This is a genomic window from Sodalis sp. dw_96 (assembly GCF_018449575.1).
Lineage (GTDB): Bacteria > Pseudomonadota > Gammaproteobacteria > Enterobacterales > Enterobacteriaceae > Acerihabitans.
In genome coordinates this window covers 290,886-305,634 of sequence record NZ_JAAVUT010000001.1, presented here as the reverse complement: position 1 = coordinate 305,634, position 14,749 = coordinate 290,886, and the positions used below count along the sequence as shown (strand labels likewise).

6 protein-coding genes and 1 pseudogene are annotated in these 14,749 nt (G+C 56.9%); 3 read left to right on the top strand and 4 right to left on the bottom strand.

Annotated elements, in window-relative coordinates; translation table 11 throughout:
* Window positions 1-79 precede the first annotated feature (79 nt).
* The 4 genes and pseudogenes from narJ to HB631_RS01285 form a co-directional block, all read right to left on the bottom strand.
* Window positions 80-769, bottom strand: a pseudogene (narJ, locus tag HB631_RS01300) (nitrate reductase molybdenum cofactor assembly chaperone); the annotation flags it as partial.
* Window positions 762-2,306 carry a nitrate reductase subunit beta gene (gene narH / locus HB631_RS01295; protein WP_213989347.1) on the bottom strand — a complete coding sequence of 515 codons (1,545 nt, stop codon included), beginning with the start codon at window positions 2,304-2,306 and terminating at the stop codon, window positions 762-764. The gene narH and the pseudogene narJ, both read right to left, overlap by 8 nt.
* Complete coding sequence (locus HB631_RS01290) at window positions 2,303-6,082, bottom strand: nitrate reductase subunit alpha (RefSeq protein WP_213989346.1); 3,780 nt, start codon at window positions 6,080-6,082, stop codon at window positions 2,303-2,305. The genes narH and HB631_RS01290 overlap by 4 nt, the downstream gene beginning before the upstream one ends.
* A gap of 232 nt (window positions 6,083-6,314) precedes the next feature.
* A complete protein-coding gene (locus HB631_RS01285; RefSeq protein WP_213989345.1) occupies window positions 6,315-7,736 on the bottom strand; it encodes a NarK family nitrate/nitrite MFS transporter in 1,422 nt (473 codons plus the stop codon).
* Window positions 7,737-8,108: 372 nt separating this feature from the next.
* On the opposite strand from HB631_RS01285, the gene narX reads away from it, so the two are divergent.
* The 3 genes from narX to HB631_RS01270 all read left to right on the top strand — a co-directional run bounded on the left by narX (window position 8,109) and on the right by HB631_RS01270 (window position 14,736).
* The gene (gene narX / locus HB631_RS01280; protein ID WP_213989344.1) at window positions 8,109-10,001 is read left to right on the top strand and encodes a nitrate/nitrite two-component system sensor histidine kinase NarX; all 1,893 of its coding nucleotides are present in this window, start codon (window positions 8,109-8,111) and stop codon (window positions 9,999-10,001) included.
* Window positions 9,998-10,648, top strand: a complete 651-nt coding sequence (gene narL, locus HB631_RS01275; RefSeq protein WP_213989343.1) for a two-component system response regulator NarL — start codon at window positions 9,998-10,000, stop codon at window positions 10,646-10,648. Before narX ends, narL begins: the two co-directional genes overlap by 4 nt.
* 326 nt (window positions 10,649-10,974) lie before the next feature.
* Window positions 10,975-14,736, top strand: coding sequence for a hypothetical protein (locus HB631_RS01270; RefSeq protein WP_213989342.1), 3,762 nt, complete (start codon window positions 10,975-10,977; stop codon window positions 14,734-14,736).
* The last annotated feature ends 13 nt before the right edge of the window (window positions 14,737-14,749 follow it).

Here is a 14,749-nt window from a genome sequence, read left to right as displayed (position 1 = left end):
CAGCGGGATCGTTTAATGAGGATTGCCGGGCCGCATCGGCGGCGACATCATCGGCGGACGGCCGCGCCGGGACCTGTCCGATATCAAGATATTGCGGCACCACCGCGCCGGCGAACCTCCGTTGATGCCGGGTCTGCTCCGCCGTGCCACAGCCTTCCCCGCCCAGGAACGTGACCTGCTCCTCTGCCCACACCGCGTCCAGCGCCGCCGGGGTGTCGTCCCGCGCCTCGCCGGTGACCTGCTCCCGCAGGGTGGTGCTGCGCAATTCGCTACCGCTCAGGTAAAGCAAAAGATCAAACAGCTCGGCATACCGGGTCTCGCGCTGCCGCAGCCGCGCCCCCAGCAGAGCCAGGATCGGCGCGATATCCCGCAGACCTTCCCGGGCGTCTTCCGCCGGGCTTAGCGAAAGGTATTCCAGATACAGCGGCAAGAAATCCGGCAGCTCGCGGCTGCGTAGCTGCAAACCGGCGTCTTGATATTGCCGCAGCAAATCCACCATGGCCTGGCCGCGATCGCGGGATTCCCCGTGCACATGCTCGAATAACAGCAGCGACATGGCGCGGCCCTTGTCGAACAATCCGCAATAGATTTCCTGCGCGTCCAACAGCGGCCCGGCGCAATGTCCCTGAATAAAATCCACCAGCAGTGCGTTTTGATCAGGGGCAAGCTCATCGGCACCCTGAACCGCCGAGATCAGTTCATCCAGGTTATCCCGGACATCCTGCCGGGGATAATCCAATAATATGCCAATGATTTTCAGGCTAATCATGGGGGCCTCCCCGGGCCGTTTTGCCGCTGATATCGATGGCGTCGATACGCCGGGCATCAAACAAATTGAACCGGCTGTCGCTGCCGCGGCAGCCGTCGCCGAAGCTGAAACCGCAGCCACGGGTTTCTGGGAAGGCTTCCCGCGCCAGCTCCCGATGGCTGGAGGGCACCACAAAACGATCCTCGTAGTTGGCGATGGCCAGGTAGCGGTACATTTCCCGTGCTTGGGCCTCGGTTAAGCCCACTTCCTCCAGGGCGCGGGTGTCCGTCACGCCCTCCACCGTTTCAGCGCGTTTGTAATGGCGCATGGCAAGCAGACGCTTTAAGGCCAGCAATACCGGCGCGGTATCGCCGGCGGTGAGCATATTGGCCAGGTATTGCAGGGGAATACGCAGGCTTTCCACGTCCGGCAGCACGCCGTTTTGCGACACATAGCCGCCGTCGGCGGCGGATTGGATGGGAGACAGCGGCGGGACATACCACACCATCGGCAGCGTTCGGTATTCCGGATGCAACGGCAGCGCCAACTTCCAGTCCACCGCCAGTTTATAGACCGGGGACTGACGGGCCGCGTCGATCACCCCCTGGGGTATGCCGTCCCGCAGCGCCTGGGCGATGACCTGTGGATCGTTGGGGTCGAGGAAAATATCCAGCTGGCTCTGGTAGAGATGCTGCTCGTCTCGCGCCAACGCCGCCTGTTCGATACGATCGGCGTCATAGAGCAATACGCCCAGATAGCGGATGCGCCCGACGCAGGTCTCAGAGCAGACGGTAGGCTGTCCCGCTTCGATACGCGGATAGCAGAAAATGCATTTTTCCGACTTGCCGCTTTTCCAGTTGAAATAAATCTTTTTGTAAGGACAGCCGGTAAGGCACATGCGCCACCCGCGGCATTTGTCCTGGTCTATAAGCACAATGCCGTCTTCGCCGCGCTTGTATATAGCACCGCTCGGGCAGGTGGCCACGCAGGCGGGGTTAAGGCAGTGCTCGCACAGGCGCGGCAGATACATCATGAACGTGTTTTCATACTCGCCGTACATGGCTTTTTGAATATGATCAAAATTGCGGTCCCGGGCGCGCTGCTCGAATTCGCCGCCGAGAATATCTTCCCAGTTGGCGCTGCCGACGATTTTTTTCATCCGCCGGCCGGTCAGCAGCGATCGGGGCCGAGCCACCGGCTGATGTTTGCCCTGGGGCGCGTTATGCAGGTTTTGGTAGTCGTAATCAAACGGCTCGTAATAATCATCGATTTCCGGCATATGGGGATTGGCGAAAATGTTCGACAACAAACCGACCCGGCTGCCCATGCGCGGCTGTAGCCGGCCTTTGATGGTGCGGATCCAGCCCCCCTGCCATTTTTCCTGATCTTCCCAGGCATGGGGATAACCGATACCCGGCTTGCTCTCGACGTTATTGAACCAGGCGTACTCCATGCCTTCACGGCTGGTCCAGACGTTTTTGCAGGTCACCGAGCAGGTGTGGCAGCCGATGCATTTATCGAGATTGAGCACCATGCCCACTTGAGAGCGAATGTTCATTTTACCCTCGCCGTATAATGTGAAGTTCCCGCCGCCGCATTGCCCTGGGCGTCATCATTGCCTTCGCCGTCCAGCCAGTCGATACGGTCCATTCTGCGGATCACCACGAATTCATCGCGGTTGGAGCCGACGGTGCCGTAGTAGTTGAAGCCGTAGGCGAGCTGGGCGTATCCGCCGATCATATGGGTGGGTTTAGGACAGACCCGGGTCACCGAGTTGTGAATGCCGCCGCGCTGGCCGGTGATTTCCGAACCGGGGAGATTCATGATCCGCTCCTGGGCGTGATACATCATGATCATGCCGGCGGGAATGCGCTGGCTCACCACCGCCCGGGCGCTGAGGGCGCCGTTGGCGTTGAACGCCTCCACCCAGTCGTTATCGGCGATGCCCAGCTCCCGCGCGTCGTCTTCGCTTATCCAAAGGATCGGGCCGCCCCGGGACAGGGTCAGCATCAGCAGATTGTCGCTGTAGGTGGAGTGGATACCCCATTTCTGGTGCGGCGTGAGAAAGTTCAGCGCTTTCTCCGGATTACCGTTGGGTTTCATGTTCAGCAACGGCAGTGCGGCACGGGTGTCGATGGGCGGGCGATAGACCAGCAGACTTTCGCCGAAGGCGCGCATCCACGCATGATCCTGATACAGCTGCTGCCGGCCCGACAGGGTGCGCCAGGGAATCAGTTCGTGCACATTGGTATAACCGGCGGTGTAGGACACATGCTCATCTTCCAGGCCGGACCAGATAGGGCTGGAGATTATTTTGCGCGGCTGCGCCTGCAAATCACGGAAACGGATTTTTTCGTCTTCCTTGTTGAGGGCCAGATGACGGTGATCACGGCCGGTGGTCACCCCCAGAGAGGTCCAAGCCTTAACCGCCACCTGGCCGTTGGTTTCCGGCGCCAGGGATAAAATCACTTCGGCGGCGTCTATGGCGGTATCAATATTGGGACGCCCGACGGCGGCGCCGTCGAGTTTGGCGCGATTCAGTTTTCTGAGGAAATCCACCTCGGCCTGGGTATCCCAGTTGATGCCTTTACCGCCGTTGCCGAGCTTATCCAGCAGCGGACCGAGGGAAGTGAAGCGTTCGTAGGTGTTTGGATAGTCCCGTTCCACCACCATGAAATGCGGCGCGGTCTTGCCCGGGATTAACGGACATTCGCCCTTTTTCCAGTCCTCCACGCCGAAAGGTTGCGCCAGTTCAGCCGGAGAATCATGCTGGATGGGGAGGGTCACCACATCGGTTTCCACCCCCAGATGCCCCCGGCAAACCTGTGAAAACGCCTTGGCGATGCCTTTATAGATTTCCCAGTCGCTTTTCGATTCCCAGGCCGGATCCACCGCCGCCGAAAACGGGTGGATAAAGGGGTGCATATCGGACGTATTCAGATCGTCCTTTTCATACCAGGTGGCGGTGGGCAGCACGATGTCGGAATAAAGACAGGTGCTGGACATGCGGAAATCCAGTGTTACCACCAGATCAAGCTTGCCCTCGCCCCCCTGCTCGCGCCACTCCACCTCTTCCGGCATCACGCCGCCCTGGCGGCCCAGATCCTGACCCTGGATACCGTGTTCGGTGCCCAGCAGGTATTTCAACATATACTCATGGCCTTTGCCGGACGAGCCGAGCAAATTGGAGCGCCAGACAAACAGATTGCGGGGAAAATTCCGCGGTTCGTCCGGCTGCTCGGCGGCAAAGCGCAAGGAGCCGTCCTGCAGCGCCTTTACCATGTACTCCTGCGGCGTCAGCCCGGCTGCGTGGGCACAATCGGCAATGGACAGCGGGTTGGTATTGAGCTGCGGCGCGGAAGGCAGCCAGCCCATGCGTTCGGCGCGAACGTTAAAATCGATCAGGCTGCCGGTGAAGCGGGATTTATCCGCCAGGGGCGACAATAGTTCCTGGGGCGACAAGGTTTCATAACGCCATTGGCTGGAGTGGTTATAAAAAAACGATGTGCTGTTCATTTGCCGGGGCGGCCGCTGCCAGTCCAGGCCGAAGGCCAGCGGAAGCCAGCCGGTTTGCGGCCGCAGCTTTTCCTGGCCGACGTAGTGCGCCCAGCCGCCACCGCTTTGTCCGATACAGCCGCAGAAGACCAGCATGTTGATCAGGCCGCGGTAGCTCATATCCATGTGGTACCAGTGGTTGATGCCGGCGCCGAGGATAATCATGGAGCGCCCATGGGTTTTGTCGGCGTTATCGGCGAATTCCCGCGCCACGCGGATGATATTCTGCCGGGAAACGCCGCTGACCTTTTCTCCCCAGGCCGGGCTGTAAGCCTTGATTTGATCGTAATCGCCGGCGCAGTTTTCATCCCCCAGGCCGCGCTCAATGCCGTAGTTGGCCAGGGTCAGGTCGTAGACGCTGGTCACCAGCGCCTGACTGCCGTCCGCCAGCATCAGGGATTTCACCGGCAGCTTATGCCGCAGGATATTGTCCAATGGCACGGCGTTAAGATGTTCCCCCTCTATGCCGCCGAAATAGGGAAAACCTACCTCTACTACCCGATCACGACCCTCCATCAGGCTCAGCTGCAGCGTGATGGCCCGCCCATTGCCGCCGTCGCGCTGTTCAAGGTTCCACTTGCCCTTTTCGCCCCAGCGAAAACCGATGGAACCCAGCGGCACCGTCAGCTCGCCGCTTTCGGCATCAATAGCCACGGTTTTCCACTGCGGGTTATTGCTTTGCCCCAATCCCTCCACCAGATCGGCGGCCCGCAGCAGGCGGCCGGCGGCATAATAGCCGTCCCGCGGCTCCAGCAGCACCAGCATCGGCATATCCGTATAGCGGCGAACATAATCCAGGAAATATGCGCTCTGGCGATTGATATAAAACTCTTGCAGGATCACATGGCCCATGGCCAGCGCCAGCGCGCTGTCCGTGCCCTGCTTGGGATGCAGCCACAGATCGCACAGCTTGGCGACCTCGGAGTAATCGGGGGTCACGGCGACGGTTTTGGTGCCCTTGTAGCGAACCTCGGTGAAAAAATGGGCGTCCGGCGTCCGGGTCTGCGGCACGTTGGAGCCCCAGGCGATGATATAGGAGGAGTTGTACCAATCCGCCGCCTCCGGTACGTCGGTCTGTTCGCCCCAGGTCATGGGCGAGGCGGGGGGCAAATCGCAATACCAGTCATAAAAGCTCAGGCAAACGCCGCCGATTAACGACAGATAGCGGGTGCCCGCGGCGTAGGACACCATCGACATCGCCGGGATGGGGGAAAAGCCGATGATGCGATCCGGACCGTAAGTTTTCGCGGTATAGACATTGGCGGCGGCAATCAGCTCGTTGGCTTCCGTCCAGGAGGTGCGGACAAAACCGCCTCGCCCGCGCGCCTGTTTGTAGCGCCGGACGGCGGCGGTGTTGGACATAATGGCCGCCCAGGCATCAACCGGATCTTCATGTTCCGCCCGGGCCTCGCGCCATAAAAACAGCAACAGCTTGCGTATCTGGGGGTACTTGAGCCGGTTGGCGCTGTAAAGATACCAGGAGTAGCTGGCGCCGCGCGGGCATCCGCGCGGCTCATGGTTCGGCATATCCGGCCGGGTGCGGGGGTAATCCGTTTGCTGGGTTTCCCAGGTCACCAGGCCGTTTTTGACATAAATTTTCCAGCTGCATGAGCCGGTACAGTTCACGCCATGGGTGGACCGCACGATTTTGTCGTGCTGCCAGCGGCTGCGGTAGCCGTCTTCCCAATCGCGGTTGGTATTCAGCGTCTGGCCGTGTCCGTCGGCGAATGGCTTGTCCAGCTGGCTGAAATAGCGGAACCTGTCGAGAAATTTGCTCATCCGGATGTCTCCAGGTTGAAGTTAGAGTGCCGCCGCGGTTTAAGAGCGTTTACAAAGTGCCCGGGCGGAACAGGATGCTAGATCGCAGCAATGCGGTAAATCCGGCCGTGAACACATCCCTGTGGGCTCGATCCGCGCCGTCCTGGCGCGGACGGTTTACTCTTCTATCATCCTGTCCCTCCTTTATTGACCCCGAGTATGTTAGCCATCATTCCGAAACCGCATCCGGTTACTATGGGCGCGGTTTTTTGGTGGCTAGGCCGTGATTGATATTGCGGCCGTAGACAAACCAGGTGATCAGGACGCATACCACGTAAAACACCAGGAACAGCTTCATCGCCCCGGCCGGGGAACCGGTGAGCGCCAGCGACATGCCGAAGGCCTGGGGAATAAAAAAGCCCCCCGCCGCGCCGATGGCGGAAATAAACCCCAGCGCGGCGGCGGATTCGGTGGCCGCCTCCCGCTGTGCTTCCTCGCCGCTGCCGCCCTGGGCCAGCACTCGTGACACCGCCAGCCGCCGCAAAATCACCGTAATCATTTGGAAAGTGGAACCGCTGCCCAGCCCGGCGGTTAGGAACAGCAGCAGGAATACGCCGAGAAACCCCACGAAGGAGCCGCCTTGCCCCTGGCTGGGGAGCGTGAGGAACAGCAGGGCGACAAAGACCGCCATCAGGATGAAATTCCCCAGCGTCACCCGGATGCCGCCGAGCCGGTCCGACAGCGCACCGCCGGCGGAACGCGCCAGCGCGCCGACAAACGGGCCGAAAAAGGCGTAATGCAGGATTTGCATGGCCGGGAACTGCGTTTTCGCCAGCATGGCGAACCCCGCCGAGAAGCCGATAAAGGAACCGAAGGTGGCCAGGTAGAGCAGGCTGAGTATCCACATATGTCCGCGTTTAAGCACCAGGAGCTGACGGCCCAGAGACGCCCTGGCGGTGGCGAGATCGTTCATGCCGAACCAGGCCGCCAGCGTGGCGATAAGCAGCAGCGGCACCCAGACCCAGGCGGCGTTTTCCAGCCATAACCGGCTGCCGTCCGCCTGTAGCTGGCCGCTGCCGCCGAAGAAGGAGAACATCGACCAGGAGATGGCCAGCGGAGCCACCAATTGCATGACGCTGACCCCCAGATTACCCATGCCGCCGTTCAGCCCCAGCGCGCTGCCCTGCATGGCTTTCGGAAAGAAAAAACTGATATTGGCCATGCTGGAGGCGAAATTGGCGCCGGCGAAACCGCACAGCAGGGAGATGGTGACGAAGACGCCGAACGGCGTGTGCGGATCCTGTACCGCCACCCCCAGCCACAGGCAGGGGATCACCATGAACAGGGTGCTGATGGCCGTCCAGCGGCGCCCGCCCATCAGCGGCACCATAAAAGAGTACGGCACCCGCAGGATAGCTCCCGACGCCGCTGGCAGGGCGGTAAGCAAGAACAGCTGGTCGGTGGTAAAATGGAAACCGACTTTGTTCAGGTTTACCGCCACCGCGCTGAACAGCATCCAGACGCAAAACGCCAATAGCAGGCAATAAATTGAAATCCACAGGTTGCGCCGGGCAATAGGCTGTCCATCGGCGCGCCAGAATTCCGGCTGCTCCGGCTGCCATTCTTCGATGACGGATCCGCGGGGAGCGCTGATGGTTCGTGTGAGAGGGTTCATGACGGGCCTCGCTCAGGCTAAGAAGAGTAGAGTTATTGCTCGCTACCCTAGGCAACCTTTCCCCGACCGGAATTGATGTAAATCAAGCTAACGGTTGTCATTAAAACGACACATGAGGCGCCCATATCCTTTATAAGTATGCGGCGTTTTGAAAAAGATATTTAGATTCAAAGCACTATAAACATATATAATTTGTATGGTTATCAATCCCCTCGCTTTGGCTATTTAGGAGTACTCCATAAGGGGTATAGGGTAATCCCCTGCGATGGGAAAGAATGTACGTTGGATGATAGATATGCCCTGTGATATAGGGTTGATAGCGTCTGCCCTGTGTAACCAAACAGAAGCCCTGCTGATAAGGTATGCCCCTTCATGAGTAAACAGGTTTCCGCCCCGCTCTCCATCGTTCGCCAGGTGACGCTGCTCATGCTGACGCTGAGCGTGCTCGGTATCGGCGGCATGAGCCTCTCGTTGTGGATGGCGCACAGCATGCAGGGTAACGCCCATGCCATCAACAAGGCCGGCTCGCTGCGCATGCAAAGCTACCGGCTGCTGTCGCGGGTGCCTCTTGGCGAAGACAGCGCCCCGTTGCTGTCGGAACTGGAGCGGGATCAATCAAGCGATGACTTGCAGCAGTTGGTTCAGCGTGAGCATTTGGCGGGCCGGTATCTTGCGATGCATGATTACTGGCTGACCCGGCTGAAACCGCGGTTATTGCAGGCCCAACGTCCACAGGATGCCGCCGGCGAGGTGGGGGAGTTTGTACGTCAGCTGGATGCGCTGGTTTCAGCCATCGATCAAAAAACCGAGCACCGGCTGATGCTGGTGGCGCAGGTGCAGAAGGTGGAGATCGTTTTATCCCTGCTAGTACTGCTGGGGACGATTGTTTACCTGCGCCTGCGCCTGCTGCGACCCTGGCGACGGCTGCTGCGGCAGGCCAACGCCGTGGCCGCCGGGGATTTCAGCCAGCGCTATCCGCTGCCATCCGGCTCAGGGAGCCGTGGTCATCATGAAATGGACCTGCTCGGCCTGACATTGAACAGCATGTCACAATCCCTGTCGCAAATGTATGCTGAACTTGAGCAGCGGGTTTCACAAAAAACCGCCGATTTACAGCAAAAAAACCGGGTGCTGGACTATCTCTATCGCACCAGCCGGCAATTGCATAATAACCAGCCGTTAAGCCGGCGCCTGCTGCCGGTGCTGGAGGAATTGCAGGCCTTCACGCCGCTGCGGGAAATCCAAATCAGGCTTTACGAAAGCGACGGCGTGGATCGATTGGGCGATCCCGCGCTGTCCGCCGAACCGTCCGCAAACGGCCAGGCAGCGGCGATTAAGTCCTTTAAAGACCGACCGGCGGAGCCGACTGCGGACGACCACGCGCCGATGGCTGAGATCGCGCATTCCCCCGCCGGTCCGGCGGGGGATGAGGATTTGCAGCCCCTGAGCTGGAGCCTGCGGGATAAACTGGGCAATTACGGCCTGGTGCTGGCGCGGCATCCGGTACGGCAGCCCCTGGACACTGCCCAGCAGCGTTTGATGGCTACGCTGATTGAACAAGTCACCAGTACGCTGGCGCTGGAGCGACAGGCCGAGCATCGTCAGCAGATGCTGCTGATGGCGGAACGGACCGCCATCGCCGCGGAATTGCATGACAGCATCGCCCAGTCTTTGTCCTGTTTGAAATTGCAAATCGGCTGTCTGCAAATGCAAAGCCAGGATACCGCGCCGGAAAATAAACTGTTGATGCAGCAGATGCGCGAGGAGATGAATACCGCGTACCGGCAACTGCGGGAACTGCTGACCACGTTCCGGCTGACTATGACCGAGCCGGGTCTGCGGGCGGCGCTGAAGGAGGCGGTGGATGAATTTTCGGCCAAGCTGGGGTTTCGGATAGATTTCGATTATCAATTACCCGCAGGCACCTTTACGCCGCACCAGGTGATTCATCTTATCCATATCAGCCGCGAAGCGCTGAATAATGTCCTCAAACACGCGCATGCCACCCGGGTCAGCGTTACGGCGGGCAGGGAGGGTGATGAGACCGTGCTGAGCATTTGCGATAACGGACGCGGCCTGCCGGATGAGCAGCAGCGACCGCATCATTACGGATTAATGATCATGCGGGATCGCGCCGCCGGGCTGCCGGGTCATTGCAGGGCCATGCGCCGTCCCGCCGGCGGCACGGAAGTCCGGGTGGTGGTTTATCCGGAACCGATGACGACAGAGGCGCCGGAAGAGCAGGTCAACAGGAGCCACCCATGAGCGATGTAGAGCCCGCCACCATTTTATTGATTGACGATCATCCGATGCTTCGCAGCGGGGTCCGGCAATTAATCAGCCTGGACGGCGGTCTGAAAGTGGTGGCGGAAGCCACCAATGGCGAAGAAGGCGTGCGGCTGGCCGAGGAGTGGGATCCTGATTTGATTCTGCTGGATCTGAATATGCCGGGACTGAACGGACTGGATACGCTGGATAAAATGCGCCGTATTCCCCTTTCCGGACGGATCGTGGTATTTAGCGTGTCCGACCACGAAGATGACGTGATTACCGCCATAAAACGCGGCGCCGACGGGTATTTGCTTAAGGATATGGAGCCGGAGGATTTGCTGGAGTCTCTGCGACAGGCGGCGGCGGGCAAGATGGTGCTGAGCGCGGCGCTGATGCCGGTGCTGGCGGCGGGGCTGCGTGAAAACCGCCCCGGCGCGGAGCGGGATCTCCAGTCATTGACCCCGCGGGAAAGGGATATACTTAAACTGCTGGCCCACGGACTGTCGAACAAGCTGATTGCCCGCAAGCTGGATATTACCGAAAGCACGGTGAAAGTACATGTGAAGCATCTGCTAAAGAAAATGAGCCTTAAGTCCCGGGTCGAGGCGGCGGTCTGGGCATTGCAGAACCGGATGCTTTAGCGGGTTCGCGGCACGTTCCGGAGTAAATTCGTCATATCATCATGCAAGGCAATGCAAATGTCTGGTCCACGCAATTAATGTCCTTTGTCGGCCGGAAGAATTAGCACGCTCGCGGAAGTTTACCTCATTCAACGGTCTGGCTTTCCCGAATGGGATTAATATAAGAATAATTTTCCCTTCCGGGAGGGAAAATGTTCTGTTATTGTTTTGCCTAATCCTTCAGATTTTTATTAGTCCGTTATAAAACCCTATATTAATCACACAAATTATAAGCAATATAAATACGTGTTTCTAAAACGAAAAATTCCATTCGATTTTTAATATCTATGAAATTAAATTTCACCGGGGTCGGTCACTATGGCAAAAATCACTTTATATTTTCAAGAATTAATGACAGACATATTTATTCACCGGTATTTTCCCTGTTTATGTTGCCAATCACCTGGGCACGCAATCTCCCGACGGCGGAGGACCGGGCCGCGGAAGAAGCATACCGAACCGAGGGCCGGGCGCTTTACCACCTGGCGCAAGAAATAAATGACCCAAACACCCTTGCTTATGAAAATTCGTCTGCGCCGAAACTGCGTATCCAAAGCGTGACCCAGGCAGCAATGGCCGGGCTTTATGCGACGCAAACGCTGGCCCCGCCGGCGGTGAATAATTCGCGGATCGGCCATGCCGGCGGCCGTGGGGCAGATAATCTTGCTTTAGCCTCTCCTCCGCCCGATATCACCGCCGGCACGTCTTCCAACCCTCGGCACAGAAATAGCGATCCCCGCCCGCATTTGCCGAAGATAAATAATACTGAGGTTTCGTTCAATTTAATGTATTTGCCGGATAACGAATATCCCGCTTATAAAGGCACTCGTTTTTTTGCGGTGCCAATCTATAAAAATCGTCCGCCGGCGCCGGCCCTTTTGCCGCCGGAAGTGGAACCTCAACAGCCCACAGTGAAAAAAAACCACAATGAGATTTCATTCCAATTTTTTACCGTGCCGCACGACGAATACCCTCATTACCCTGGCCCGCGCTTATTCGCCCGCCCCGTCTATAAGAAACCTGTTTCGGTGCCGGCCCTGCCGCCGCCGTACATACCCACGATTGAACAGCGGCCAGGACGGCAAGACCTGAGTCCGGGGCTTGATTCATCTGGCCGGGCTGCGAAGGAGGATACCGTCCGACTGTCCGCTGTTGATGAGCGCCCCGCGCCTGCATCCTTGGAAACGCCGGTTAACGACCAAAGGCAGGACCCCGACGGTAAGGTGTCTGAGAGGCCCGTACTGGAAGAGATCATAGCACCTGGACCAAGTCTTGCCGTGATCGGCGGGAGCGCGGTGCTTTCAGGAGCAGGCGCCGCGATCGGCGGAAGCGCAGTGCTTGCAAAAACAGGCGCCGCGGTCGCTGGCAGCGCAGCGCTCGCAGAAACGGGCGCCGCGGTCGCTGGCAGCGCAGCGCTCGCAGAAACGGGCGCCGCGGCCGCTGGCAGCGCAGCGCTCGCAGAAACGGGCGCTGGGGGTGCAGTACTGTTACGCGCTGGAGCCAAGGCCGCGGGTGGCGGTGTCGTGTTGGCGGGCGGTAGTGCCGCCGCTATTGTAAAAACTGTCGGCGTTAAAAGCGTCTCACACTACGATGATTTTGCCGCTTTGTCTCCGTTTAAAGAGCGCGATATTCATCGTACGGCATCAGCTAATAAACCTGCCCTCTCCGTTAATAATGATATCGCCGACCTCTTAACAAGCATGCGTCGTAATCACATTGACGCACCCGTTATGTCGCCCGGGAATGTCCCGCCTAAGACGCTGCAACAGTCTCTCGTCAGTGATAAGCGGTCTTATTTGGTAAAAAAAACGGCTCCTCCCGGAAGTATGTTAAAAAACCGGGAAACGTCAGACATGACCGCTCCGCTCTCTGCGGATCTCCCCTCGCCCGACGTCAGCGTCAAGATCGGCAAGGCTGAAATAGACATGATGAAATCCGAGCACGTTTTCGAGGCGGCGGAAATCGCCCGTCCCGCCGAGCGGGTGGCGCACCGCCCGCCGGGGGAGATATTGCCTGAGAGCCAAGCATCGTTAGCCAAACCTGGGGTGAAGGTGCCTGAGAGCCACGTGCCGTTAGCCGGCCGCAAGGAAACTGTTGACGGCGGGAGGGAAAAATCGCCGCTTGACGGTCCTGAGCGTGGTGAGTTGGTGATCGTTCCCCTGCCCGTCGCACGAGCGGCGGCGGGCCATGCCCAAGAGGCCGTCCGATTCACGGAGGCCGGCGCCGGTTTGAGCGCGAGAGCATGGCCTGACGCGCCGGCGCGCTCGAGCGCAAGCATTATTGACCAATGCAAAATCAAGCTCGCCGCCAACGAAGAAGGGGTGCTAAAGCCGTTCGTTGATTCCGACTATTATGGCCATGTGCCTATTTATGAATTGGTGGCCAAAGACGCGGCCTTTTCGCAACCGGTATACCGGCATTATATCGAAATAAAAGGCGAAAAGGCCGCCGTTAAACTGTCGAGCACCAAGGGGCATGGAATAAAGTATGCCATGATCGACGAAAGCAAACCGGATATTCAACATGCCCTGTCGTTCAATGACGATCGCTGGCAATTGCAAACGCCTACCGCGGAAGAAATCGATCCGTCCTTGTTAGATGCTATCAGAACCGACATGATTGACCCTCATTTCACGGAACACATGTTATCCGCTCCGGATGACCGGGGCTTACAGTGGACAAAAGACCAAAAAAGCTATTTGCGCATCAAGGGAAGGTTTATAGGCGTTTCACCGTCGGAAGGTTATGTCAATTGTTATGAAATCAGGTCGCAGGATGACCAACATGCATTGTCCTTACACTACAAGGATGGGCTGTTTAGACAGCTAACAGTTCAACCTCAAGAACTGGTAAAATATGGCCAGCAAAACACCTTTCTTAAACAGCGGAGTAATATAAAAAAATTACTTGATAAGGCCAAACAGGATATAGAGAACAACCGGGTATTGAAAGGCGCTCACCATATAAATAAGGCCTTCCAAGAACACCGGCAATACGAAGCGGGTTCGATACACCAGTTGAAGCGGCTCGCGATGGATTTTATAAAAAAATGTGTGTTCAGGGATGAAAAGGTCAATCTTGCAACGGCAGAGATAACAGCTATTCAAGAAGCATGGCTGAAAAATATCAAACTGCCGTTGAAAACCAATGCGAAAGTTGACGTGGATGATATTGAAGAATTGTTTATGGAAACGCCTGTATTTTGTAAAAAAATCATCAATTATCTCCAACCGTCGGAGTCAAAAAATATTTTTAAAAAATTCGCGTCAGCCTTGGATGAGTTATCCACCACACCCATGCCGCTTTATGGTGTGAATCCAAAAACTCTACACTATAATCTAGTCCTGAAGGGGACAAGAACCGCGACAAAAATCGCCATCTCGGGCAATGACTTTTTTATTGCATTGGTCACACATGTATTAAACGGCATCAAACAGACAGCGCTGGGACAAAAAATTTTACTGGCTTTGCGAGAAAAAGCCTTCACCATACACCCCCCGACCATGAGCGCCATAGAGCGTGTCAAGGACGGTATATTTTATGCCAAAAACAGTGCCGGCGGCGCCATCGCGTTTGATCCGGGAAATTTCATCATCGGCGACGGTAAATCACTAAAGGCGGAGCCCTGGCGTAATCGTGATCCCGCCATTGCCCTTTACCATGAATTATTGCATATTTATTATAATTCATATCCTGCCAAGTTTACGCCAGTGAATGAAGCTAAAGTAACTAAAGGAGCTTTAGTAACAAAGACGGCAGATAAGACAGCAGGGATAATCATTGCCGGCGGAGGGTCAGAGCTCGAAGAAGCCATGATCACTGGGACCAGCTTTCGCGATCCAATAACAAAAGAATTATATGATTTTAAAAATAATGAATACATAATTGGAAATGGACAAGACCTTATTTCCGAAAATTATTTCAGAAAAGAATATGCTATAATGAGAGGGAGTGATCATTATTTTATTAGGTCATATTACATTAAACCGAATGATATGACAGACAAGATTATTAAATTTTCTTTAACCTATCATGAAAAAAATAAATAGATTTTAATTTTTT

What these genes read in the sequence shown, in the direction of transcription:
- HB631_RS01270 (WP_213989342.1), top strand. Translation starts at nt 10,975, where the DNA reads ATGAAATTAAATTTCACCGGGGTCGGTCACTATGGCAAAAATCACTTT.
- HB631_RS01290 (WP_213989346.1), bottom strand. Translation starts at nt 6,082, where the DNA reads ATGAGCAAATTTCTCGACAGGTTCCGCTATTTCAGCCAGCTGGACAAG.
- HB631_RS01285 (WP_213989345.1), bottom strand. Translation starts at nt 7,736, where the DNA reads ATGAACCCTCTCACACGAACCATCAGCGCTCCCCGCGGATCCGTCATC.
- narL (WP_213989343.1), top strand. Translation starts at nt 9,998, where the DNA reads ATGAGCGATGTAGAGCCCGCCACCATTTTATTGATTGACGATCATCCG.
- narH (WP_213989347.1), bottom strand. Translation starts at nt 2,306, where the DNA reads ATGAACATTCGCTCTCAAGTGGGCATGGTGCTCAATCTCGATAAATGC.
- narX (WP_213989344.1), top strand. Translation starts at nt 8,109, where the DNA reads ATGAGTAAACAGGTTTCCGCCCCGCTCTCCATCGTTCGCCAGGTGACG.